Below are 26948 nucleotides of genomic sequence, written 5' to 3'. Positions count from 1 at the left end.
ATCTGTTTTTAGATTCAAAATTAACTGTATGCCATTCTCGCCGCCATCACCTGATCTATTCGTCTCTTAGACTATCTACTGGATTTGCTTTTGCGGCCATAATACTTTTGGTTGACAGCACGAAGCTTGCGAATGCAATCAAGCCTAGGGCAGATAAGCCGAAAATCCATGGATTTATTGCGGTGCGATATGCGAAATCATTTAACCAATGATGCATAAAGTAATAGGCAATCGGGAACGCAATCAAACAGGCTATAGCCACTAGTGTAAGTAAATTCTTAAGCAATAAAATGGTAATCTGTAATACGGAAGCACCCAAAACTTTACGTATGCCGATCTCTTTTGTTCTTTGATTTGCTGTAAATATAGTTAACCCAAATAATCCTAATCCCGCAATAAATAAGGAAAGCCCCACAGCCCAGGACAGCAATTTGGAAAGCCGTTTTTCGTGGTCATAGAATTTTTGGACAATCTCATCCACAAAGCGGAGGTCGATCTCGTCGTCAGGGAAGGAAGCTTTGTAAGTAGATGTAATCTTATCAACAGCTGTTTTCCAATTTTCTGGATGCTTTTGGTCTAAAGCGATATGAAGCACATAACCGGTCTTGCTTCCGATGTATAGAACAGGTTTGACAGCCTGATGGGCTGAAGTGATGTCAAAATTTTCCATAACACCGACGATAATGGACTCCCCATTTTCAAATGTTTTACCGATTGCATCCTGTGGGTCTTGGATACCTAATAATTCTAAACCTTTTCTATTGATCAACATTTCGCTTGTTGAGTCCAGTAAACGAATATTCCTTCCTGCCAAAAGTGGAATTTTATAAACATTTAAATAGTTCTCATCTCCTGATCGATTATCAAAAGTTAAGGATTTTTTGTCCGAAGATTGATCATAAACCATTGATGTGGTCATAAATCCATTCATAGCTGGTGCAATATTTCCAAAGCTTATGGCTTTCACCTCAGGAAGTTTCATTAGTTCGTTTTTGAGCATTGACCCTTTGTCCGAGTTTTGAAATGCTCCGGGGATATCTATGTTGATGATTGCATCCCGTTGAAATCCCATGTCCTTGTGGGATAGGTAATTGATTTGTCGGATTACAATCAACACACAGATCAGAAAAGCTTGGGCCATCACAAATTGAAAAATGGTCAGTGCTTTACGTATCCATGCACTTCTGGAAAGATTGGTGTTTTTCCCCAATTGGTTTTTGAGGGCTAATACCGGAGCATATCCTGTCAATACCCAAGCAGGGTAAAAACCAGCCAATAATGTTACCAGAATAAGTTGGACAAACAGGAACAGCACGATCAATTTTTTATCTAGCAATTCCAGACTTAAACTTGGAGGGATAAATCCTTCAAAAACACGTAAAAACAAGGGTAGTAATAGGACAGCAAACAGTGTCGCTGTTAGGGTAATCAGGAATGTCTCTACTAAAAATTGCTTAATTAACGTGGATTTTGAACTGCCCAATGTTTTGCGAATACCCACCTCTTTTGCCCGTTCGATAGATTGTGCGGTAGATAAGTTGATAAAGTTGACAGCTCCCAATGCTAACAGAAATATAGCGAGTAAAATCAGGTTACGGAGTGTTTCGGGTTTAGTAGCTCCATAATTGAAAGTCGTGTCAAAATGAACCTCCGATAAGGGCTGTAAGATAAGCTTATCCTTAAATGTCTTACCATTTTTGTTTCTGTACTTGTTGAGTAGATTTGCGATGTTACTTTCTACGCCATTTGGAGCAGTACCCGGTTTGGTTTTGATTAATACCTGATGGGAGTCGGAAATACTATTCCACGCTTCCCAATTAAACATCTCTTTCAGGCTGTTGTTCTGTGGAATTGTTTTTTCGGAGATAAAACTGTCAAAATTAAAATCTGAATTTTGCTGTGCATTTTCAACTACGCCTACAACCTGGAGTGGGATACTGTCTGCATACACAATGGTTTTGCCTATGACATCGGCGGGTAACTCATCTCCATAGAATTTTTCCAGTGTCTTTTCTGACAATACGATATGGCCAGCTGTATTTAGGCTAAGTGGATTTCCGGATAGCCATTTGCGGGGTAAAATATCAAAATATTGACTATTGGTCAGTAAAATACCTTGCTCTTTAGGGAAAACTTGAGCTTTGTTGCTATTGGATGTGATTTTTAATTTTTGAACATGACTTCGATATATCGGGGCTACTGCGTCGAGGTTAGGTAGCTCTTCTTCCATAGTTCGTACTAAAGGCATGTATACACCTGCATTCTTAAAATCACCGTTACTGACAATACGATAAACCTGTTCGCGGTTTGGAACATTTTTATCGAAACTATAGTCGTATTGAATCATCAAAAAAATGACTAATGTTGCTGTAATGCCTATCGCTAAGCTCATGACATTGATACATGTAATCAGCTTGTGTTTTTTCAAGAAACGATAAGCTGTTTTTAGTGAGTTTCCAATCATTGTCGTTTAGTTTTAAATTGATTCAACCATATGTAGAAATAGTTAAAGGTCTATTCGTCCCTTAGACTATTTACCGGACTCAATAGTGCGGCTTTAAATGTCTGGAATCCTATCGTGATAAATGCGACCAGCGCGACTGATATTATCGCAATCAGGTAAGCCCACCATGGCATCTCAATATGATACACAAAATCATTTAACCAATGACTGAATAGATAATAAGCGATCGGTCCAGCAATAAGAAAGGCAAGAAGAATCAGTTTGATATAATTTGATGAAAGTAAATGAATAATGCTCGGAACACTGGCTCCCAAAACTTTGCGGATACCTATTTCTTTGCTTCGGGCTTCGGTGGTATAGGCTGCTAATCCCAACAGACCTAGACAGGCTATAAAAAGAGTAAGAAACGAAAACATGCTCATGACATTGGATGACCGAATTTCATTTTCATATTGGTCTTGCACATGCTGATCTAAAAAGGAAAAATCGAATGCAGCTTCTGGAGAAACAGTCGTATATATCTTCTTTATTTGTTCGATATATCCTTGAACATCTGTTGTTTTATAACGGATCAATAAGTTGCGTGGTGATTCCGAGGGATCATTCATGGTGTAATAGCTGTAACCCCCGATTTCAGATTTAAGGTTTGCATAATTAAAATCCTGGACGACACCGGTGATGATCGAGTTGGTCGGGCTCATCTCAGTGACAATATGTTTTCCAATGGCTTCCTGTGGAGATTTATATCCTAAGTATTTCAGTACTTTCTCGTTGATCAACATATAACAGGTGGAATCTGGACGTCCCCAAATGTCGGGTAAATCTGTTCCAGCAAGCAGTTTTAATCCAAGTGTATTTACTGTCTTTCCATAAGTAACACAACTTAGTGTTGGTAACCCCTGTTTATCTGTGCTGAGTTTATAGGTTGTTTTTCCACTTTCGTTACTTCCTGGTATGGACTGTGCGAACGTGGTGGATCGCGTATTTGATAAGCTTTGGACCTGTTGATTGAGTGTATTGAGTTTTTCCTGGCTCCGGAAAGAACGGATAGGAATAGAGACCACATGTTCAGGTTGATAACCTAGGTCTTTATTTCGGATATAATTCATCTGGGTGAGCATCACACTAATGCCGATGATTAATATAATCGAAATCGTAAATTGGCATATCACCAATATTTGTCTGATCAGAACTGTTTTCCCTTGTTTGTTATAACCTTTATTCATCAATGCGATCGATTTGATTTTCGATAAGAATAAGGCTGGGTAGCTACCTGCAATAAACGTAATCATAAACCAGGATAGCGCCAATATCCCTAGCATATCCCAGTTCACAAGTTGTCTGATGTTAATATTTGTATTGCCGATAGAATTAAACATCGGAATCAAAATAATGGCCAAAACCACACCGATTGTCATCGCAAATAGGCTAATTGTTGCGGTTTCGACAAAAAAGCGGAGAATGAGTTGGCCTCTAGTAGCTCCCAGTACCTTATTTACACCCACCTCTTTAGCATTCTTTTGTGACTTTGCCGTGGCCAGGTTCATATAATTGATACAGGCAATCACGATGACAAGAAAAGCAAGGACAGATAGTGTCCGAATAGTGTCAATGTTCCCAATACGTTTGGTGACTCCCTCTCCAAGAGTTGAGGAGTAGAGATGGACCTTTAATAGTGGTTGAAGGAAAAATTGGGTAAAATATCGGTTATCTTTTTCGACATATTTGTCAATCAGCTTCGTTGCCTCTTGCGCAACGACAGCTGGATCTGATCCTTTTTTTAGTAATATATACGTTTCATAGCTGGCATTACTCCAATAGACATTTTGTCCCATCCAGGAATCCATAATATTCATGACCATATTACAGTCCAGTGTACTATTTACGGGAAGATCCTTGAATACACCGGTAACCTGTACGGTATCTCTTTGGTTAATGGAAATGAGTTTTCCTAGTGCTTCAATCTTACCAAACAATTTCTCTTTTGTTGATTGAGAAAGGACAATACTTTTTTTATTTAGAAACGCTGCATGAACATTACCTTCAATAAACTGGAAATCAAAGATGGAAAACAGCGTTGAATCGGCTAGGTATAATTGTTTCTCATTGAAATTTTCCTCTCCGGTGCGGATGGAAGCTGTTGCTCCAAAGCCATCTTTTACAAGTCGTACCATATTGTCGACCTGGGCAATATCTGATTTCAGAGCAGGCCCCACAGCATTTGGCAGATTGATCATTTTCTCCCGATTGTATTCTGCCGACAGCTGCATGTGCAAACGATAGATATTATCGGCCTTAGAATACATAGTATCAAAGCTCAGTTCCTGACGGATAAAAGCAAATAGCAGAAGGGATACACAGATGCCAATCGCTAATCCGCTAATATTAAGGATGCTGAAAAATCGGTTGGCCCGAATACTTCGCCAGGTTGTTTTTATGTAGTTTTTGATCATGATCGTATCTATTTGTTTCGTGCTGATATATTAAGTTTGTTCTTGATTGTATACTATTTATTCATCTCTCAGGCTATCTACCGGATTGGCTTTAGCGGCTTTAAACGTTTGAAAGCTAACGGTGACCAGGGCAATAAGAACAGCTGAAAATCCAGCAAAAGCAAACATCCACCATTTTGGCTCAATATGGTAGGCGAAATTATCCAGCCACTTATTCATTGCTATCCATGATAATGGTGTAGCGATACAAAGCGCAATGACTAATAGTCTGATAAAATCGGAAGAAAGCAGCAGCACTAAATTGTATATGGAAGCACCAAGCACTTTGCGGACCCCGATTTCTTTGGTACGCTGTTGAGCCGTATAGGTTACCAGTCCAAGTAAACCTAAGCAAGCAATGAAAAGAGCGAGACTTGAAAAGGCTGTAAAGAGTCTTCTAAAATTAAAATCGGCTTCGTATTGACGGTTAAAATTATCATCTAAGAAACTATATAGAAAAGGGCGGTGAGGGGCGAGTTCGGACCATAATTTGCCAATTCGGTCAATTGTTTGCTGATTGACATTTTGTAGATTCACGGCCAGATAACGGCTGCTACTTGGCTCAAGTCGTAGCGCTAGAGGCTCAATTTTGCGATGCAGAGACAGGTAATTGAAATCTTTTACAACACCAATGACCGTACCTTCTTTGCCCCACTGTCTAAATTGTTTGCCGATGATATCCTGTGGATTTGAATAGCCCCATAATTTGGCTGCCGATTCATTAATCACAAGTGAATGGGCGCTATCTGCTGGAAAATCGCGTGAGTAAGCTCTTCCTGCTGCCATCTTGATGCCCATATTGGGGATAAAGTCTATATCTACCTCATATAGAGAAGGAGCGAAATTGGTCATTTTACCATCTATCGACATAATTTCTGTGCCGGCATTTGGAAAAAATGCTCCCGGAACTGTGCGTGAAGCCGTCACCGACTGTACATCTTTATCTTTTGCGAGTATATTTTTGATTGCCTCTAAGTTATTGTTGACTTTTTCATCGAAATTATAGTCGATGATTAGACGTTGTGCTTTTTGAAATCCAAGGTCTTGCTGTTGCAGTTGATTCAATTGTGAGAATACAATCACAGTACCTGCAATCAATGCAATAGAAAGACAGAATTGAAAGACGACGAGACCCCGACGTAACAATGTCCCACCTTTACTGTTGCTAAAGGTCCCCTTAAGAACTTTAATCGGTTTAAAATTTGCCAGGATCAATGCGGGATAGCTGGCGGCTAATATCCCGGTTATAAGTGTTACTAAAATGAAAATAGTCCATGTCGTGCTGTTAAGGAGGGTTGAATAACCAAACTGTTTACCGGAAAAAGCTTCCATAAAAGGGAGAAAGGCAATGACTAAAGCGATAGCCAATATACCGCCGATAAATACAAGTACCAGCGACTCAGACATAAACTGTAGAATCAGATTGCTTTTATTGGCACCGATAGCTTTTCGGACACCGACTTCCTTGGCACGCTCCATGGATCTAGAGGTGGCAAGATTCATAAAGTTAACACAGGCAATCAGCAGGATAAATCCCCCGATAATCGCGAAAATGTACAAATTTTGAAAGCTACCCGTTGTTCCTGGTTGGCGATCCGCAGTGGAGTGCATATATGCCTGAAGCATGGGCTCGAGATGGAAACTGTATTTTGAATTGGCATTTTCATGTACAGGGATGTGCCGTTTGAGAAAGTCAGGTATCTTCTGATTGAATTTTGTACTATCAAATTCTTTAGATGTCAAAAAGTAGGTGTAAAAATCTACATAGTCCCAACCTTCTTTTTCGAAGACACCCGGTCTTGCTTTTCGAAAGGTACTCATAGATAGTAAAGCATCGAAGGTAAAATGTGAGTTGGCCGGTACGTCTGCCATCACAGCTGTTACCGTATACAGACCGGCATCAGCGCGACCTGCTGCTAATCCCCCTTCAATGGTTTTGCCAATGGGATTCTGATCACCGAAATACTTTTTAGCAGTGCTTTCTGTTAATACAACAGAATATGCATTTTTTAATGCTGTATGTGGATTTCCAGCCAAAATTTTCCAACTGAATACATCGAATGCTGTAGAATCCATGAAAAATACATTTTCTTCCTGGAATCTATTTTCTCCTTGCTTGAGTAGGATGGACGTTTGCCCGGAGAATTGAACGATCTTCTCTATCTCATGGAAGTCGGCTTTCAGAGCTTCTCCGATCGGAGCATTTCTCCAGATTTGATGTTGTTCTGTGCTGCCGACTTCTTTATAGTCATGTGCGATGCGGAAAATGCGGTCTTTGTTGACATGATATTTATCGTAGGAAAGTTCATTCTGTACATAAATAACAATTAATAAACAGCAAGCCAAACCGATGGCGAGACCTACAATATTTATGGTGGCATAACCTCTATTCTTTAGAATATTGCGCCAGGCTATTTTAATATAATTTTGTATCATGATTGCTGTTTTTTAAAATTATCTAGTTCAGTAAGTTGCTTTTCGTAGCAACGCTAACTTTAGTATTTCATTTATTTGCCTTTTAAACATTTATCGTGATAAATACTGCTCTCAGTTCTAATTGAGATGATGTATGTAGAGAGCGCAATGGGCTCATTATTGAGACCCATTACTTTCTCTGATCACTATTGAGCTTCTTTTATTCATCTCTTAAACTATCGACTGGATTTGCACGTGCGGCCCGCAATGATTGAAAACTTAATGTCAAAAATGCTATTCCTATCGTGAGTACGGCAGGTATAAAAAATAACCACCATTGTATATCTATCTTAAATGTGATATCCTGCAGCCATTCGTGCATGGCCCACCAGGCAATTGGCGTTGATACCAATATTGAAATGATGATTAGTTTGATGTAATCTTTAGACAGTAGACCAATGATACCCGTAACTGAACTTCCCAATACTTTGCGGATTCCAATTTCTTTTGTGCGCTGTACAGTTGTTATCGTAACTAAGCCGACGAGGCCAAGGCAGCTCAGCAATAAGGTTATTGCAGTTGCCAAATTGATAATCTTGGACAGTCGCATGTCAGTCTCGTAAAGGGATTTGATCTCCTGGTCATAAAAGCGATAGCTGAATTTTGCATGTGGATAAATATTTTTCCATTCTTTTTCGAGGTTTGCCAAGGCAGTCGACCATTTTTTTGGATCATGATCCAGACGGATGTTGATGTGTCCGAGTGGGCCTCTACCGGATGAAACTTCCATCACAATAGGATTAAACTGTTGGTGAAGATCTTTGCTGTGGAAATTGGCTATAATACCTACAATTTTTACATTTTTGTCTCTGGAGATAACAGATTGTCCGATTGCTTCATCAACATTCTTATATCCCAGTTCGGTCATTGCTTTTTCGTTGATTATGATCCCAGAACTCGTATCAGACATCATTAATTTGCGGCCGGCAAGAAGTTTTATATCATAGAGGTCAATGTAATCCTGATCAACATACTTGTATTGCATGATTCTATTTTTGATTTCCTCTTCGCCATATCTACGGATTCTATTTCCCCAATAACTATCATCCATAGGAAAATGTCCCAAGGAGACACGGGTGATTTCGGGATATTTGGATAAGGCCTGTTTAAATACAAATGGATCTGTTGTTGCTTTATCAGCAGCCCGATTGGGAATTGATACGGTCACAATAGCATCTTTAGTAAATCCCAGATCGCTCTTGAGCATATGTTTGATCTGAATGGTGATCACGAAAGTGCCAATAAGGAAAATCTGAGCGATAATAAACTGAAAGATAATCAGTCCTTTGCGGAGGTATATTCCCTTGTTTGAGTTGTTGGATAAAGTCTTTATTTTCATGACCTCGATCAATTTTACTTTGTTGATCAATATCGATGGATATATTCCAGAGAAGCATGTGATTAAGACGAGTAACCCAATGATAAATAACAACAGATTGAACTGATCGTTGTAGTTGTTGATGTCCGAAGGGATAAAATCGCTGAACAGTATTTCCATCATTTTTGTAAAAGGCCAAGAAAGCAAGAGGGCGAATAGTGCGACCCAAAAAGTCTCTGTTAGAAAGCTTCGGGTCAAATAGACTTCCCGTTCCCCCAGTGTTTTCCGTATACCGATGGATCGTGCGCGCATAGGCACCATCGCGGTACTTAGATTGATATAATTGATCACAGCTAATACAAGTAGAAAGGCAGCTATTCCGATAAGTCCATAAAACACCTTGATATTGCTGTAATTTTGTATAATAGGATTAAAATGCAGCTCAGATAATGATGAAAAACGGGCGGTTTGCTTATAGTTCTCTTTTTTATATTCTTCGCCATTCATCTGCACTAATTTTTGATCGATGGTATTCGCGAGATTTTTAAGATGATTGGCAGATTTGACTTTGACGAATAACTGATAATAGTTCATCAACATCATCCAATTGTTTAAATTCGGATCCTGATCAGGTATTTTGATAAATTCTTTACCAATAAAAGTACTTGGGTAACTTAGGTCTTCTACAATGCCAGATACAGTAAACTGTGTCGTGTCATAAGAAATGGTCTTGCCTATAATATCCTGATTTTGCAGTTTTGGGAAATAGGCTTTCGCACGCGATTCGGTAAGAACGACTTCATTCCGGAGCTTGAAAAGCTGATGCGGACTTCCGACAAGCCATTTATAGGGTACCATTTTAAAATAGTCGGCAGTCGTTGCAAAAATCTTTTCCTGTCCGGCAAATTCTGTGGGCGTTTCACTTTTGGAAGCTGGTGTTACGATTTCAAAATAACGATTATAATAAGGTACAACCAATTCGACATCTTGCGAGTTCTCTTTCAGGTAATAAGGAAGGGGAAATGGTACTGCGTCAAAATCCCCATCTGTATTTTTATCCTGTGTATGGAAATATACCTTGTATATCTGCTCTTTGTCTGGATGTTGTCGGTCAAAACTAAATTCATAATTGACAATACGAAAGATAAACCAACAGGCGCTTATACCTATGGCAAGTCCCAATACATTCAGAACGGTAAAAAGACGGTGTCGCCAGAGTTGTCTAAAAATCAATTTCATATTACTCATCACAATTCAGTTTTATTGGGTTTATATTTTACAAAATGGCTCTTTATTATTCATCTCTTAAACTATCTACGGGATTTGCACGGGCGGCACTGACGGATTGATAGCTCATGGCTAAAAATGCTACGCCAATAGTTACTATCGCTGGAATGATAAACATCCACCAGCTGAGATCTATTTTAAAAGCAAAGTCTGTTAGCCATTTATCAATCGCCAACCAGGCAATCGGTGTAGCAATTAGGATCGAGATAACAATGAGTTTGATATAATCTTTTGAGAGCAGGAGCACAATTCCACTGACCGTGCTTCCCAAAATTTTTCGGATACCGATCTCTTTTGTCCGTTGATGCGTAGTTAATGTCACTAAACCGATCAATCCCAAGCAGCTTAATAAAATGGTAATTGATGTTGACAAATTGATTATTTTATAAAAACGATAGTCTTTCTCATAGAGTTCCTTGATCCGCTCGTCATAAAATTGGTAGGTAAATGGTGCATTTGGATATACGTTTTCCCATTCGGTCTTTATGGATGCAACCGCCTGAGGCCATTTTTTAGGATCTCCATTTAATTTGATATTAATATTCTGCAGCGTGCCCTTGTTGGTTGAGATTTGCATAGCAAGGGGTTCTAATGGAGCATGGAGATTAAAGTTGTGGAAATCGGCCAATACACCAACAATTGTCGTTGGACGATCGCTTACGGTAACAATTGTTCCGACTGCTTCTGCTGGGGATTTAAATCCAAACTTACTAATAGCCTTTTGATTGATCAGTATTCCAGAGGTCGTATCTGAAAGTTTAAGTGCCCGTCCAGCCAGTAGTTTCATTTTAAATACATCCAAATAATTTTCTTCGATATATTTAAAGGGCATATTGACCAAGATCTGACCTGTATCGCTCTGCATAACGATATTATTTCCCCATTGGTCGTTATTCATTGGGAGGTGACCTAGCGAAACCTGCTCTATTTCAGGATATTTTTGAAGGAGCTCTTTCAACAGAAATGGACTTTTACCTGAATCTTCCGCTTTTCTATAGGGCAGTTTGAGTGTAATAACAGCATCATCCTGAAAACCAACATCGCTGTTTAAAGCATGTTGTAGCTGTAAACCCATGATCACTGTCAGTACGACAAAAGCCTGAGCGATTACAAATTGAAAGACGATGAGAACCTTTCTGAGCGAAATGCCACCAAACGAAATTTTATCTGTTGCATGTATTTTGATGGCCTCTACAACGTGTACTTTGTTGATAACATAAGCTGGATATAGACTGGAAACCAACGTGAGTAGGATAATAAGACTCAATAGAAAGATAAAAACGGATAAACCATCTGAATAGGCATTTATATTTTCCGGAAGATATGTACTAAAGGTAAGTTCAAATATCTTGACCAATGGCCAGGAGAATAATAGCCCAAATAGACAGGTAAAAAAGGTTTCTTTGATAAAGGACAGTGTCAGGTGTCTGGGTTGTTCTCCTAATGTTTTTCGAATACCAATTTCTCGGGCCCGGGCAGGAACACGAGCCGTTGTCAGGTTGATATAATTGATACTAGCCAGTATAAGGAGAAATATCGCTATACCTATAAGCCCGAATAACACCTTTTTGTCGCTTCCGTCCAGGATGAATTTATTGAAATGCAAGTCCGTCAGTGGTGCTAATTCATAACCAGGAGTTATATTGTACTGTTTAAATTCTTCGCCAGCCATTTCCTTAAACTTTTTGGTAGCTAGCGCAATCACTTGCGAAGGCTGTCCATTTTCAGTTAATTTAACATAAACATGGAAATTTGAACTTGAATTCTGCCAATTTTCTGCTTCTTGAGGATTGGGGTTTACACGGATAAATTCTTTATTGACAAAACTGCTCGGATAGTCTAAGTCGGCAATAACCCCGGTTACCGTAAGAAGCTGATCATCGTATTGTATTGTTTTGCCAAGAAGGGATTTTAAATCTGTATCAGGAAAATATTGCCTTGCGCGGGAGGCTGTCAGGATAATTTCATTGTTGTTTTTGAGTGCAGTATTGGGATTACCAACAATCCATTTGTAGGGAACAAGTTTAAAATAGTCCGTAGTGGCTGCAACAATTTTGTCCTGCGCATTGAATTCCAATGTTTCGTTGTTGGAACGCTTTACCTTAATGCTTTCAAATGATCGATTAGCGATAGGTGCGACCAATTCCAATCCGGTCAGATCTTTCTTTAAATTACCACCGAGATAAGCACCAAGAGGGTAGGGGGTCCCATCAAAACGATGGATATTTTCACCTTCCTTAAATGCCGAGTAAAGTTTATAAATCCGTTCCTTGTCGGGATGATTCTGGTTAAAACTGAATTCGTAATTGACAATTCGAAATACAATCCAGCTTGCGCTAACCCCGATCGCTAGACCGATGATATTCAGGAAGGTAAACAGACGGTTACGTCCCCATTGTCTCAAAATTAATTTTAAACCTTTCATCTTTTTATATTTTAAACTCGTTTAACAGCTCTTGATCCTTCATAGGTAAGCGCTTTAGGTTTTTAAGCACATTTTTTGTCCTTAAAATGGATAGCTAGCTTTGCTAGGATCCTAATGATGTTGTTTCCATAATGACCTGGCCATCCAGCATACGGATGACACGATCCGAAAATTTGGCGTCGTGTTCACTGTGGGTTACCATGACGATGGTTGTGCCAGCTTCGTTCAACTCCGTTAAGAGCTGCATCACTTCGTTACCATTGTTGGAATCCAGATTACCGGTAGGCTCATCGGCAAGAATTAATTTGGGATTATTGACGACTGCACGCGCAACGGCTACACGCTGTTGCTGTCCTCCGGAAAGCTGTTGCGGAAAGTGGTTGCGGCGGTGCATGATCTGTACCTTCTCCAGTACTTCTTCGACACGTTTCTTACGTTCGGCTGCTGGGACATTGGTATAGACAAGAGGAAGTTCCACGTTTTCAAATACCGTCAATTCATCAATCAGATTAAAACTCTGGAATACGAAACCGATATTGTGCTTACGCAGATCCGAACGGCCGCGTTCTTTAAATTTGGCCACTTCGATCTCGTTGAATAAATAGCTCCCTTCATCCAGATCATCCAATAGTCCGATTATATTCAGTAAAGTTGATTTGCCACAACCAGAAGGACCCATCACGGCAACAAATTCACCTTCTTTTACGTGAATATTCAAATTGTTCAATGCGACAGTCTCTACTTCTTCCGTGCGGTAATACTTTTGAAGATTGGTTATTTTAATCATATTTTTTGCGCTCATGGTTTTATGTTTTGGGTCCTCGGCAATCGCTTTAGACGGTTATTATTCTGTTTAATTCTATTCTTGTAAATTGTTTATTTTTCTGTTTATTCGTCTCTGAGTGTCTTGGTCGGATTGGCTATCGCTGCTTTAAAAGCTTGTGAGCTAATCGTTAATAAGGCTATTATTATCGCAGATAGGCCACTCAGTACAAAGACTGTCCAAGAAATAGTGACGTGATGTGCATAATCTGCGAGCCATTTGTGCATGAAAATCCAGGCAATCGGGAATGCAATGATACAGGAGATACCAATAAGGATAATAAATTCGCGATTAAGCATCTGAATAAGGCCTGAAACAGAGGCACCGAGGACTTTACGTATACTGATCTCTTTGGCACGTTGTTCTGTCGCAAAGGCGGCTAAACCAAATAGGCCTAAGCATGAAATAATAATGGATATAATCGCAAATACGCTGGATAGCTGTTGTATAAAAAGTTCAGCCTGAAATTTGCTATTGAAGGTTTCATCCAAAAATTTGTAATCGAAAGGAAATCCGGGGTTATTTTTTACAATAATCTTTTCAATTTGCTGAATAGCTTGTGGGAGGTCAATCCCTGCTTTTGTCCGGATATTCAATAGGCCACTCTCTCTGACTAGCGGAATAAATAACATCGGATCTGGATCGGCATACACGTTGTTATAAACAAAGTTTTTGACGACTCCGGCAATAGTATAATTTTCTTCGCCGTAATTAAGGATACTACCCACTACATGACCATCTTTGCGGATTAATTTAGCCAGGGTTTCATTAATAAGAACCGAAGTGCTGTCACCTAGTAAGTTGGCGTGGAAGTTTCTTCCATCAAACATTTTAAGATCTAATGCGGGTACTAATCCTTCATCTGCGCGAAACATTCCGATCAGAATACTCTTGTTGGGATCTTTTCCTTCCCAATTGAAGCCAGAGGTGTTGTTGTAAATGTTGAGAATACTCACATCACTGACACCGACCTGCTCCACTAGTCCAGTTGCGATGAGCTGGTTTTTGATCAGGGGAAGATGTTTGGCCATGTCCCCTTGCAATGCGGTGGTCAGTACCTGGCTCTTGTCAAAACCCAGGTCTTTATTTTTGTTGTGTTGTATTTGCTGATAAATGATAATCGTACAAATGATCAGTACAACTGATGCGGTATACTGTAGCACAACTAATCCCTTGCGGATAAGACTTCCGGTCCCGGCTTTCTGCTTTGCTCCTTTGATCGTAGATAGTGGTTTAAAAGCGGACAGAAAGAATGCGGGATAGCTTCCTGCAAATAGTCCGCATATTAAAGTAATTGTGATGACAAAGGCAAGATGCATCGGTTTTAATAAATCGACCTGAAGGTCTTGGCCAATCATGGTATTAAATGGCCGAATACAGATATAGACCAATAAAATAGCGACTAAAGAGGAGATAGAGGCTAGGACCAATGATTCTGCGAGAAATTGACCGATCAACGATTGACGAGTTGCGCCGACAACTTTGCGCATACCGACTTCTTTTGCTCTTTTTTCGGATCTGGCGGTAGCGAGATTCATAAAATTGATACAGGCAATCAGCAAAACGATCCACGCAATAATGGTGAATAGACGAATATTTTTTAAGCTTCCTTCTATCTCATTTCCACTGTTGTCAAAACGGTTATACGTAATCCATCTTTCCATTGGATATAGGAAGTTTTGTGAAAAAGTAACCTCTCCATTGGTTCTGTTTTTGACGTAGTTCATTAGCTGTTTGTTGATACGATCAACATTTGCATTTTCTTCAACCTGAATTAAAGTCTGGATACCATTATTGTCCCATCTGGTCAGCCAGTCTTGGGTAGACTCAAATTTTTTGAAGGGAATTAACCATTGAAATTCATAACTACTATTTTTAGGGAGGTCTTTTGTAATGGCTGAAACGATGTAAAGGTCCTTGTTATTGGTCTTCACTGTTTTGCCTAGAGCTGGTTGGTTACCAAATAATTTTTTCGCACCAGATTCCGATAAAATGATGTTATCTACTTTGTCAAACGCGGTCTTACGATCTCCCTCCATAAATTCAAGGGAAAGCACGTCCGCAACGGTCGCATCAGCATATAGCCCATTTTGAAATAAATTGTTGTCACCAACAGAGAATAACATTGGGCTATTCCATGTCATACGTACGGCATGTTTAATGCCTGGAATCTCTTTCGCTATATTTTGTGCCAGGGGACCGGGGGTTGATTCGAACACAAAGGTTGCACCATCATAGGTCTGTTTTGACTTGACGATGTAGATATCCTTTTTGTTGGGGAAGTTATCGTTATAACTTAACTGATTTTCTACCCATAAAAAGATCAACGCTGCCGCTGCAATGCCAATCGCTAACCCAAAAATATTGAGAAAGCTGTAACCTTTGGTTTTCCAAAGGTTTCGAAAGGCTGTTTTTATAAAGTTCTTTATCATTGTGGTATTGTGTAATTGGTGTTGCTTATTCGGATTTTGCTTAAATAAGCCAGTGGTACCCCGCTGGCTTTATTTTGTCAATTTAAACTTACCTTTTAATACTTAATTCCTGTACTTTATCATATGTTTCGTAGCTTGATACGACTACCTTGTCTCCGGGTTGTAACCCTTTGATAACTTCATAATATTCAGGGTTCTGTCTCCCCAGTTGAATGTCGATACGATAGGCTGTATTTCCATTCTTATCGAGCTTGAAGATCCAGTTGCCGCCAGTCTGCTGATAGAAACCGCCTTTAGCTAATAATAATGCTTTTGTTTCGTCACTTAAGGCGAGACGTATCTGTAACGTTTGTCCGCGGCGGATTCCTTTGGGTACTTCATTGATAAATTCCATATCAACTTGGAAGCGGCCGTTCGTTACCTGTGTGTATACCTTTTTAATACGAAGCTTGTAGGTTTTGTCACCAATGGAAAACTCGCCCTGTAGATCTGGGAAAATACGGTTAATATAATGCTCATCAATATCAGCACGCACTTTAAATCCAGTCAATACGTCGATCTGTCCCAAGCGTTCGCCCGCATTTTTGTTCTGTCCAATTTCGGCATCAAAGGCTGTTAACTGACCATCTACAGGTGACCGCACAATGAGGTCACCGATTTTCCGTTTCATTAATTCCAATGCACTTTGTGTACGTTGGTAAGTCTGTTTGTCCTGATTGGTTTTCTGAGCGTTGGATATTTCGTCTTGTTTTAGGATCTGTTTCGTTAGATTGACCCGTTCCTTTTGGTAATTATATTCATTTTTTGATTTTTCAAATTCCTGTGATCCAATGGCTTTTTCGTTAAGCAATTTCTGATTTAAACGATAGATCCGCTCCGCTTCTCTAAAAGCCTGTTCGACATCTGCCATCTGGTTACGGTTGTTAATAGATGCTTGTTGTGCATTGGTCTGCGCGATTTGCGACTGTGTCAAAAGGTTCAGTACTTGAGTTTCCTGTTGAACTAATGTGAGCTCCTGATCTGTATTGGATAGACGCATAATCGGATCACCTTTTTTTAAGACAGTACCATCTTCAACAAATTTTTCCTCCACACGACCACCTACAGAAGCATCGAGATAGATGCTGCTGATCGGAAGCACTGTACCATTGATTGGAATGAATTCCTGAAAGTTACCATTTTTTATTTCGACAATAGAGATACGGTCCGCTTCTACATTTAGCTTGCTTTTGCCCGAGGTAAAGTAAAAGCTCGCGCCGATTAATCCAACGATGCCAGCAATCCCTACAATGGTCATAATGCGTTTGCTATTCCACTTCTTCTTTTCTAAAGGTCTGTCCATAATTTAATATCAATTTGCTATGTAACTATGAAAGCTGTGCCAATAATTTAACGTATTGATTTTTAGTTGTTTATTTTGTGTGTACCACTGTTCGGTGTTCGATAGCGGACACTTCATGTACGATGGCGTACAACCCTGGTCTTATCTGTGTTTTTCGCTGTTTATTTTTATTGTATTTTAATAAGATTGTGTGGGTGTTCAATATCGGACAGTTGATTGTACGAACTTGGACATTGATTGTTTGTGGTTTTGTGCATCTTGTTGATAATCAGAAATTTTATTGTTTGGCATGGGGATGGTCTGCTTGGAAAACAAAAAGTGGATATGAAGAGAATCTATATATATAGTACATTATGTTTTTTGCTGACTTACATGAAAGTTGACGCTCAGCAGGTTGAGCAAGGAACAGGGGAGAAGGACGTTGTAAAAGTAGAAACTGCCACTAACGGAGATAAGCAGGATACAAAACGCAGCCTAGCCGAATGTATCCAATTGGCGATAAAAGCCAATCCTACCTTATTACAAAATGAATTAGCTGTTAGACGTGCGGAGGTGAATCTTTCGCAAGCCAAATCGAATCGATTGCCTGATTTAAATGGACGTTTAGGCCATAGCCTTACTTCAGGACGTTCGGTTGATAACGCGACAAATCAGTATATTACTAGAAATAACTCATCTGGAAATTTTGGGTTGGATGCTAGTGTACCCGTTTTTAATGGATTTCGCATATTGAATGATATTCGGATGCGGGCAGATGCGAAGACGGCTGGAAAGCTTGAATTTGATTCGCAGGTCAACGCGTTGAAACTGGATGTTATTACGGCTTATATTCAAGTATTAACAGCACAAGATGTGTTGAAGCAATCGGAGATGCAGACAGAGGTCACACGTGAGCAGGTGCGTCGTGCAGAATCGATGCAAAAAGAAGGGGCAATTAATCCCGGTGATTATTTTGATCTGAAAGGGCAACTTGCTAACGATATCAATATGATCGAAAGCAATAAACAGCGACTTTATACGAACCGTGTGAAGTTGGCCGGGTTTTTAAATGTAGACGAGGCACAATTGGGCGATTTACAAGCATTGGAATTAAAGACTGATGCGCAAAAATTGGACGCTACAGCACTTTATAAATTGGCGACGGAGAGCCTTCCAGATATCCCGGCACTGGAATGGAGGATTAAGGCGGCCGAAAAGAATATCAAAATAGCACAATCATCCTATTGGCCTTCTTTATCTTTAAATGGTGGGTTGAGTTCGAATTATTCTAAAAATGTAACGACTGGAGGTTATTGGTATCAGATGAAAAATAATCTTGGGAAGTCTGTATCATTAAATCTTTCAATACCTGTTTTTAATAGATTTAAGGTTAAGAATGATGTTAAACTGGCTAAACTAGATTTGGAATCAAGTAAATTTCAACGCGAGATTGCGCTGAATAATTTAAGGGCCGAGACTGCAAATGCGGTTTTTAACCTGAAAAATGCTAGCAATACGATCACGCAATTGCATGAGCAAAATACAAATTATGCTGAATCATTTCGTATCGCTAAGGTTGTCTTTGAACTGGGAAATAGTAATTCAGTCATATTTTTAACTGCAAAGACAAAATATGATAATAGCCAGATTCAATTGGTTGTCAAGCAGTATGAGTGGCTGCTACAAAAATATATCAATGATTATTACGCTGGCTCGTTAAATTTATAGTTATCTTAGTGTCTGAATGAAGCCAGGGAATATGAAAAAAGCATCTATTTTAGTTGTCGACGATGACCAAGATTTACTTACGGCAGCACGGATCTTGCTAAAACCTAAAGTCAGCCATGTTCAAGTCGAATCTAATCCAGAGAACCTAATTGGGCATTTGGAGAAAATGCCTTATGACCTTGTGCTTCTGGATATGAATTTCAAAAGCACAATCAATACCGGAAATGAGGGTTTATATTGGTTGTCGCGGATCAAGGAAAAATTTCCACAGATTCATGTGATTATGATCACAGCCTATGGGGCTGTGGATCTGGCTGTAAAATCGCTGAAACAGGGTGCCGCTGATTTTGTGGTCAAGCCTTGGGAAAACGAACAGTTGCTGGCAACAATTGAAAGCACGCTTGCAGAATCAAAAAATAGAGAAAAGAAAAATAAGAGTTCGCTGTTACGTTCCAGTAATAGTCCGGATCTGATCGGTAACTCAGTTGTCATGGACGAACTGCAATATAAGCTTGAGAAGATAGCACCAACGGATGCTAATATCTTGATTTTGGGTGAAAATGGTACAGGTAAGGATTTGATTGCACAAGCTATTCAACGGCGCTCGTTGCGCTCGGATCAGGTCTATGTGAAAGTTGACGTAGGTGCGTTGACAGAGACATTGTTTGAAAGTGAACTTTTCGGCTATAAAAAAGGGGCATTCACAGATGCGCGGGAAGACCGTCAGGGACGTTTTGAAGCGGCAAATGGTGGAACGTTGTTTCTGGATGAAATCGGAAATATCTCGTTACAGCAACAGGCCAAACTATTGACTGTGCTGCAAAATCGACAAGTTACGCCGTTGGGTTCTTATCAACCTATCCCTGTGGATATACGCCTAATCTCCGCAACCAATGTATCCCTTAAACATTTGGCCGACGAAAGCCGTTTTCGAAAGGATTTGATTTATCGGATCAATACCGTGGAAATTCAAGTTCCTCCTTTACGGGATAGGGGAGAAGATATTAGACTATTGGCGGCACATTTTCTGGATATCTATGCGAAGAAGTACAATAAACGGATAGAAGGATTTGAACCGGATGCCATAAAAAAGCTCTTTGCTTACCACTTTCCTGGAAATGTGCGTGAGTTGCAATACAGTATCGAACGGGCTGTTATCATGGCCGATCAAGTAAGTATTGCTGGAAATGATCTGTTTTTCTCTCCTATTGAGCAGCAAGCTGAACAGGTCGTTGTTGAATCAGTTCCTAGTAGTCAAAATCTAGAAGAGCTGGAGCGAAAAGCCATTAAGTCGGCCATAGAACGTTATAATGGAAATATCAGTAAGGCAGCAAAGGAATTGGGGCTTACTCGTGCGGCACTCTATAGGCGTTTGGAGAAATACGATATCTAGTCTATGAGACATGGAAAGATTTTAAATGTAATTAAGATTATTTTGCTGTTGGTAGCTGCGGTTGTCGGCGCCTACCTATTTATGAAGCGTGAGTATGTACAGGCGTCTTTGATCTTTTGTATTATGCTCTATCTTGGCTTTAATTTATATGCCCAGTATAATTTTTTGGAAAGACAGCTTGTGGAATTTGCTGAGGCAGTTAAATATCGAGATTTCACACGACGTTTTTTGGTGAAAAACCCAAAATCGGTTGAGGGACAGCTTTTCCTCGCTTTTAATCAAATTAACGAAACGTATAAGGAAATTAATATTAAACAGGAGATACAGCACCAGTACCTTGATCGTGTCATCAATATGCTTAACTCGGCTATTATCTTCTATGAAATGGACACGGGAAAAGTAATGTGGGTGAATGATGCCTTCAAACAGCTTTTTCATCTACCACACCTAGGGAATATTGCTGGACTGAAAAAGAAAAATCCTGACCTTTATGAAAAGACCATGTTACTGGATAATGGGCGGCAACAAATGGAGTCTATTCAGTCAAGTAAAGGAAAGATAAAATTGTTGATTCAGAGTTCTAGTTTTGAAACACAAGATGCTATATTTCGCATTGTCGTTTATCAAAATATTAACGAAGCTATTGACGAGACTGAGACAAAAGCCTGGCATAAATTATTGCGTGTACTTACGCACGAGATCATGAATTCTATCGCGCCGATCAGTTCGTTGGCCGAAACACTTAACGGACGTTTGGATCATTTCAGGGGACATGAGGACATCGATGATTTAAAAACAGGTATATCCACCATCAAACGTCGAAGTGAGGGGCTTTTACATTTTGCAAAAAGCTACCGCATGATCAACAAGGTGGATCAGCCACAGGTGGCTCCGATTCAGGTTTCCCAATTATTTGAACATATCTATCAGTTGCTCGAGCCGACACTAATTCAGAAAAATATTGATGTTGATATCATCTTAAAGAATACCCGGTTGATACTGTATGCTGATGTCAACTTGATCGAACAAGTTATTATCAATCTGATGCTAAATGCCATTGATGCAGTAAAGACCAGGGAGGCGGCTTATATTAGTTTGTCTGCACTGGAAATTGACGGAAGCGTGCAAATTCGTATCGAAGATAATGGTTCCGGGATTCCCGCTGATCTCCAGGAACAGATATTTACACCTTTTTTTACAACAAAAAAAACGGGAACAGGGGTTGGCCTGACCCTGAGCAAGCAAATTATGTTGCTGCATAAGGGTACAATCTTTCTCAATAGTATTGAGGGAGAAGGTAGTGCTTTTATACTTCAATTTTAAAATATCATCCCAGATACAATGTATTCTATTCATAAGTCCTCTCTGTATCCCGAATAGGGTTTAAATGACTTGTTCATATCTTTGTGCTTGAATGTTCCATGTGAAATAATTAGTAAAAGTGGTATTGCGGTGTGTAAAACTAAGGTCAACTATTCTGAATTCTGTGTGAAATGATTTTATAGAGTTGTAGATGATTAAATATACCATTACAGAGCGAGAATTTAATTGTATATCAAGGTAAATTTTTCGAAGTTTGCAGCAAAATGAATTACCACCTGAAGTATTGGCGCCATTATTTCATCTCCCATAGCCGGCATGGGACACATTCTCCCTTTGTTTATAAATTGGTCGATGAAGTAATTTATCAGAAAGATGATCCTGATACGATCTTAAACTTGCCTCACGACATCAGGGCAACGGGAAAGGCAGAGGAAAAAAAATATCTGCTGGTCGATCGTCTATTAAAGGTTTTTGCTTATGATCAGTTTGTGTTTTTGACCGAAAAGTCCCTAGCGAGTTATGAGACTCTATTTAAACATAGGGTCGGGAGTTATTCTTTTCGGAAGATCTATTATGTAGATCAGATGAATCTTGACTTGAATTTGCTTACTTCTATCAATGACCGGGATATGCTGATAGTGAACGAACCGTATTTGTCAGCAGAACGTGAAGACTATTGGAACAAGCTAAAGGATGATGGTCGCGTAGTTGTCACCGTAGATTTGTATCGAATTGGCTTGGTCTTTTTTAGGACCGGACAACGTAAAGAAAATTTTCTGATTAGGTTTTAGCATTTTCGCTGTCCTTCATAAAGTCTTTAATGAATGTTTAATTAGGATATTGAAAGCTATCAATGAACTCGCTATGCTCGGTTTATAGACCAGTAAGAACCTTCATGCGTTCACAGGCAGATACAGCTATGAACACATGAAGGTTTTTTTAAAAAGCTTCACTTAAAGATAGGTAGAAGCCCGATTGACGTTTTTCACCGGCCCTTTGTTCACCATAAGAATAATCAAACCGAATACTACTATTGTGCTCTAAACTAAAGAAGTAGCGTAGTCCGCCGCCATAACTTGGCACATACCTACTGCTATTTTCTTTTGAAAAGGTTGATCCAATTCCCGAAAAACCGACAATGCCAAAACGAGGATGAAAACGATAACGTAATTCGGCTTGCGAAGCGAGGTAGTTCTTGTCACGATAACGGCCGAGGTAATACCCGCGCATCATCATATCACCACCTAGTTCACGGTAATTATAGAACGGAATTGTTTTTCCGAATGTCGAACGAAAGATCCCCTGAAGGGCCAATGTGACCTTCTGATGTAATGGAATAAATCCGCGAAGGTCTAGGTCTAGATTTGCTCCATTAAAGTCTTCTCTGGTCCATAATTTCGGTGCATAGGCCAGTCGTAATTTGGCATAATAACCACGTGTACTATAGGAAACATTGTCTCGGTTGTCAAATAACTGAGATACGCCGAGCAGCAATTGTTGCCCACCCTCTTTTCCAATGAGATTAGATTGGTTAAATATATGGTCGCTACTATCGCTACGGATCGAAAAATTATCGTACTGTATATTGATTCCGGAATACAGATTGTTGCCGATTTTTTTCTCCGCTTCCAATTTTACGCGAAATAGCTTTTGGTCAACGCGTTCTTCATCGGTCTTCCAGGTATCCATACCAATGCCATAATAATTAAAAGGCCAGTTGCGATAACGGATTTCACTGACGAAATGGTAGTCGTTATTTTTTGTCCAAAGATCAGTTTGAAATTTAAAATTTGACTGATGTTTGGATGTAAAGGTTCCCATTAATGTCATCGTGGAGGTACGGATATGGGGATCTGACTTGTCCAGGTAAAAATTATATGAGCTGGCTAATCCATATTCTACTCCTGTTTCTTGTGCGTAACCGACAGCGGGTAAAACCATAAAACTGCCTGAACGGGTAGAGTCCTTCTCGGCAGAAAGGAATTTTTTACTCAATTTTTGAATAATATTTTGAGCTTTCAAATCGCCTGTTCCGGCTATAAACAAAGCACAGAGCGTTGTATACCGGGTAAGTTTTGAAAGTGATTGCGATAAAATTTGCATGCCCAAAGATAGTACATTAGGCAAATAACCAAAATAGGTAAATAAACAATTAAAAATTATTGTGCTGCATATCAGTATAATTGACAAAAAGTGTTGTTTTTTTTTGACAAATATTTTTGTAAAGTGAGTTTTGTGTCTATCTTTGCATCAGCAAACAAGGGAACAACGGTTCTTAACAACGAAGTTTGCTTAGTTCTTTAAATGAAAAAAAAAAGTAAAAAATAAACTTGCAATAATCAAAAGTAAATTCGATATTTGCACTCGCTGAAAAGATGAATATATCTGATTAGCGTTGATAGAACGTAAGTTATTTAAAAAAAAATATTAGAAGCCTCTTTAGCTCAGCTGGTAGAGCAACTGACTTGTAATCAGTAGGTCATTGGTTCGATTCCGATAAGAGGCTCTAAATGTAACGAAAGTTACAGGTCTGGAGGGGTTCCAGAGCGGTCAAATGGGACGGACTGTAAATCCGTTGCTTCGGCTTCGAAGGTTCGAATCCTTCTCCCTCCACACTTTTTTTTAATTGGAGTTTAGATTTACTCTAGTTTCTAATTATTAAGCGGAAGTAGCTCAGTTGGTAGAGCGATAGCCTTCCAAGCTATAGGTCGCGAGTTCGAACCTCGTCTTCCGCTCAAATTTTTCAAGTATTAAATTTAGTCTCTATCTTCTTTGATAATAATGTATCTAAAGGTGGGGGCATTAATACGTAAATAAGGTTTTTTAGTAAGCCGAAGTAGCTCAGGGGTAGAGCACTTCCTTGGTAAGGAAGAGGTCGTGGGTTCAAATCCCATCTTTGGCTCGTACTTGTGTAAAAGTTAAGCAAGAGTATATAACAAATAGAAATAATTTATAATTACTAATTCGCATAAACATGGCAAAAGAGAAATTTGACCGTAGTAAACCACACTTAAACATTGGTACTATCGGTCACGTTGACCACGGTAAAACTACAACTACAGCTGCTATCACTAAAGTATTGGCTGATAAAGGTTTGTCAGAAGCTCGTTCATTTGATTCAATTGACTCTGCTCCTGAAGAAAAAGAGCGTGGTATCACAATCAATACTGCACACGTAGAATATTCTACAGCTAACCGTCACTATGCACACGTTGACTGTCCAGGTCACGCTGACTACGTTAAGAACATGGTAACTGGTGCTGCTCAAATGGACGGTGCTATCATCGTAGTTGCTGCGACTGATGGTCCTATGCCTCAAACTCGTGAGCACATCTTGTTGGCTCGTCAGGTAGGTGTTCCTGCGTTAGTAGTATTCATGAACAAAACTGACTTAGTTGATGACTCTGAGTTGTTAGACTTAGTAGAAATGGAAGTTCGTGAGTTATTGTCATTCTACGAATTCCCAGGTGATGATATCCCTGTAATCAAAGGATCTGCTTTAGGTGCATTGAATGGTGAGCCTGAGTGGGTTGAGAAAATCATGGAATTAATGGATGCTGTTGATAACTACATTCCAATTCCTCCACGTTTAACTGAGTTGCCTTTCTTGATGCCAGTAGAAGACGTATTCTCGATCACAGGTCGTGGTACAGTTGCTACAGGTCGTATCGAAAGAGGTGTAATCAACTCTGGTGATCCAGTTGAGATCTTAGGTATGGGTGCTGAGAACTTGAAATCTACAGTAACAGGTGTTGAGATGTTCCGTAAAATCTTAGATTACGGTGAGGCTGGTGATAACGTAGGTTTATTGTTACGTGGTATTGAGAAAACTGATATCAAACGCGGTATGGTTATCTGTAAACCAGGTTCAGTAACTCCTCACGATCATTTCAAAGCTGAGGTTTACGTATTGTCAAAAGCTGAAGGTGGTCGTCACACTCCATTCTTCAACAAATACCGTCCTCAATTCTATTTCCGTACAACTGACGTAACTGGAGAGATCTCTTTACCAGAAGGTACTGAAATGGTTATGCCAGGTGATAACGTTACAATCAGCGTGAAATTAATTTCTGCTATTGCAATGGAAAAAGGTCTACGTTTCGCTATCCGTGAGGGTGGTCGTACAGTAGGTGCTGGTCAGGTAACTGAAATCATCTAGTCTGTAAAGATCTAGAAAAAGATAAAATAAGCTAATCGACTGAGGTTGATTAGCTTATTTTTTCGATAAGCGATTTATCGGATTAAAATAAAAAAAAGTTAAAAAAGATTTGCAGAAAGTGGTTTAAAACACTATATTTGCATCACAAAATAAGAAATACACGGGCATAGTTTAAAGGTAGAACGAAGGTCTCCAAAACCTTTGGTCTGGGTTCGAGTCCTGGTGCCCGTGCTTATAAAAACAGATAAACTAAAATGGCAAAAGTACTTGATTTTTTTAAAGACTCTTATGTAGAGATCACTGAGAAAGTGACTTGGCCTACATGGTCTCAGTTGCAAAGTTCAGCTGTTATTGTGCTTGTTGCATCTCTTCTTATTGCATTGGTAGTCTTTGTAATGGATAAGGCTTCAAGTGTAGGGTTAGAGTTCTTGTACGGTATTGCTTCTTAATTTTCAATAGTATTTATTTATGGCAGATCAAGGTTTAAAATGGTACGTAGTTCGTGCTGTAAGTGGGAAAGAGAAGAAAGTAAAGCAATATATTGATGCCGAGGTTAGTCGTTTAGGTATTGAACATTTGATTCCTCAAGTGTTGATTCCAATGGAAAAATATTACTTGATGCGCGATGGTAAGAAGGTCGCTAAAGAACGTAACTACTACCCTGGATACGTTTTATTAGAAGCCGCATTGGATGGAGAGTTGGAGCACATCATTAAGAATATCAATAGCGTAATTGGTTTCTTGGGAGATAAAGCTGGAAACGCTGTCCCTTTACGCCAAGCAGAGGTTAACCGTATCTTAGGTAAGGTTGATGAAATGGCTGAGCAAGGTGAAACCATTAATGTTCCTTACTACGTTGGTGAAACTGTAAAAGTAAACGATGGTCCTTTTAACGGTTTTACAGGTGAAATAGAAGAGGTTCATGAAGATAAGAAGAAATTGATCGTCATGGTGAAGGTCTTCGGTCGTAAGACTCCACTTGAATTGAACTACATGCAAGTAGAAAAAGAGTAAGATTAGTAATTAACGATAGAGAAAAGCTTTACATGAAAATGTAAGGCTTTTTTTGTTTTTTCCTCTTCTATGTTATCGTGGACTGATGACTACTTCATCCGCACCGTCCTTTGTAAAGAAAATGGTATCATACCGAAAGTTTTGGGGAAATCATTCTTAAGCATACAATTTCATCACCCTGTACAAGAAGAATGTTGTGTTCCTTACACTACGAAAGACGCTAGTTCCATTGATACTATTGAATACAAAAGATTACTTCTCTCTTTTCACTAAATCTGCACGCACTTGTATCAT

Annotated in this window: 16 protein-coding genes and 5 tRNA genes; 12 read left to right on the top strand and 9 right to left on the bottom strand. The window is 39.4% G+C overall.

The genetic code is table 11. The features are described 5' to 3' along the window. Nucleotides 1-55 precede the first annotated feature (55 nt). From AC07UV_RS03540 to AC07UV_RS03505, 8 genes are all read right to left on the bottom strand, one after another. Nucleotides 56-2464: an ABC transporter permease gene (locus tag AC07UV_RS03540; protein ID WP_495182742.1), complete on the bottom strand. Its 2409-nt coding sequence runs from the start codon at nucleotides 2462-2464 to the stop codon at nucleotides 56-58. Between the two features lie 50 nt (nucleotides 2465-2514). Further along, nucleotides 2515-4917 carry an ABC transporter permease gene (locus AC07UV_RS03535; RefSeq protein ID WP_495182741.1) on the bottom strand — a complete coding sequence of 801 codons (2403 nt, stop codon included), beginning with the start codon at nucleotides 4915-4917 and terminating at the stop codon, nucleotides 2515-2517. Nucleotides 4918-4974: 57 nt separating this feature from the next. Next, a complete protein-coding gene (locus tag AC07UV_RS03530; protein WP_495182740.1) occupies nucleotides 4975-7392 on the bottom strand; it encodes an ABC transporter permease in 2418 nt (805 codons plus the stop codon). Nucleotides 7393-7591: 199 nt separating this feature from the next. After that, entirely contained in the window at nucleotides 7592-9997 is a 2406-nt protein-coding gene (locus tag AC07UV_RS03525; protein WP_495182739.1) for an ABC transporter permease, read from the bottom strand. Between the two features lie 46 nt (nucleotides 9998-10043). Further along, nucleotides 10044-12461, bottom strand: a complete 2418-nt coding sequence (locus AC07UV_RS03520) for an ABC transporter permease (protein ID WP_495182738.1) — start codon at nucleotides 12459-12461, stop codon at nucleotides 10044-10046. Between the two features lie 103 nt (nucleotides 12462-12564). Further along, a complete protein-coding gene (locus AC07UV_RS03515; RefSeq protein ID WP_104385115.1) occupies nucleotides 12565-13248 on the bottom strand; it encodes an ABC transporter ATP-binding protein in 684 nt (227 codons plus the stop codon). Nucleotides 13249-13349: 101 nt separating this feature from the next. Next, nucleotides 13350-15716, bottom strand: coding sequence for an ABC transporter permease (locus tag AC07UV_RS03510; RefSeq protein WP_495182737.1), 2367 nt, complete (start codon nucleotides 15714-15716; stop codon nucleotides 13350-13352). Between the two features lie 88 nt (nucleotides 15717-15804). Beyond that, on the bottom strand, nucleotides 15805-17058 hold the full coding sequence (locus AC07UV_RS03505; protein ID WP_282250203.1) for an efflux RND transporter periplasmic adaptor subunit: 1254 nt from the start codon (nucleotides 17056-17058) through the stop codon (nucleotides 15805-15807). A 324-nt stretch (nucleotides 17059-17382) separates the two neighbouring features. Here AC07UV_RS03505 and AC07UV_RS03500 point away from each other — a divergent pair, with 324 nt between their 5' ends. From AC07UV_RS03500 to AC07UV_RS03485, 4 genes are all read left to right on the top strand, one after another. Then, the gene (locus AC07UV_RS03500) at nucleotides 17383-18765 is read left to right on the top strand and encodes a TolC family protein (protein ID WP_495182736.1); all 1383 of its coding nucleotides are present in this window, start codon (nucleotides 17383-17385) and stop codon (nucleotides 18763-18765) included. Nucleotides 18766-18796: 31 nt separating this feature from the next. Beyond that, nucleotides 18797-20158 carry a sigma-54-dependent transcriptional regulator gene (locus AC07UV_RS03495; protein ID WP_495182735.1) on the top strand — a complete coding sequence of 454 codons (1362 nt, stop codon included), beginning with the start codon at nucleotides 18797-18799 and terminating at the stop codon, nucleotides 20156-20158. 3 nt (nucleotides 20159-20161) lie between these two features. After that, complete coding sequence (locus AC07UV_RS03490) at nucleotides 20162-21481, top strand: sensor histidine kinase (RefSeq protein WP_495182734.1); 1320 nt, start codon at nucleotides 20162-20164, stop codon at nucleotides 21479-21481. Between the two features lie 263 nt (nucleotides 21482-21744). Beyond that, on the top strand, nucleotides 21745-22272 hold the full coding sequence (locus AC07UV_RS03485) for a hypothetical protein (RefSeq protein ID WP_282250199.1): 528 nt from the start codon (nucleotides 21745-21747) through the stop codon (nucleotides 22270-22272). Nucleotides 22273-22420: 148 nt separating this feature from the next. Here the strand turns inward: AC07UV_RS03485 and AC07UV_RS03480 are convergent, their stop codons facing one another. Further along, entirely contained in the window at nucleotides 22421-23584 is a 1164-nt protein-coding gene (locus AC07UV_RS03480; RefSeq protein ID WP_282250198.1) for a BamA/TamA family outer membrane protein, read from the bottom strand. A 330-nt stretch (nucleotides 23585-23914) separates the two neighbouring features. On the opposite strand from AC07UV_RS03480, the gene AC07UV_RS03475 reads away from it, so the two are divergent. The 8 genes from AC07UV_RS03475 (at nucleotide 23915) to nusG (ending at nucleotide 26654) form a co-directional block, all read left to right on the top strand. Continuing rightward, nucleotides 23915-23987: transfer RNA gene (locus tag AC07UV_RS03475), tRNA-Thr, on the top strand. 26 nt (nucleotides 23988-24013) lie between these two features. Next, nucleotides 24014-24094 (top strand) — tRNA-Tyr (locus tag AC07UV_RS03470). A 49-nt stretch (nucleotides 24095-24143) separates the two neighbouring features. Then, nucleotides 24144-24216: transfer RNA gene (locus AC07UV_RS03465), tRNA-Gly, on the top strand. Nucleotides 24217-24311: 95 nt separating this feature from the next. Further along, nucleotides 24312-24383, top strand: a tRNA-Thr gene (locus AC07UV_RS03460). Nucleotides 24384-24455: 72 nt separating this feature from the next. Beyond that, nucleotides 24456-25640: an elongation factor Tu gene (gene tuf, locus AC07UV_RS03455; RefSeq protein WP_120261630.1), complete on the top strand. Its 1185-nt coding sequence runs from the start codon at nucleotides 24456-24458 to the stop codon at nucleotides 25638-25640. A 160-nt stretch (nucleotides 25641-25800) separates the two neighbouring features. Beyond that, nucleotides 25801-25871: transfer RNA gene (locus AC07UV_RS03450), tRNA-Trp, on the top strand. A gap of 23 nt (nucleotides 25872-25894) precedes the next feature. Then, nucleotides 25895-26089 (top strand): preprotein translocase subunit SecE, encoded by a 195-nt coding sequence (secE, locus tag AC07UV_RS03445; RefSeq protein ID WP_028072657.1) that lies wholly within the window; start codon nucleotides 25895-25897, stop codon nucleotides 26087-26089. A 19-nt stretch (nucleotides 26090-26108) separates the two neighbouring features. Then, nucleotides 26109-26654: a transcription termination/antitermination protein NusG gene (gene nusG / locus AC07UV_RS03440; protein ID WP_046672242.1), complete on the top strand. Its 546-nt coding sequence runs from the start codon at nucleotides 26109-26111 to the stop codon at nucleotides 26652-26654. The last annotated feature ends 294 nt before the right edge of the window (nucleotides 26655-26948 follow it).

The organism is Sphingobacterium sp. GW821-FHT03E03 (assembly GCF_059420745.1).
The sequence above is the reverse complement of the archived record's forward strand: the minus strand, read 5'-3'. Positions and strand labels throughout refer to the sequence as shown.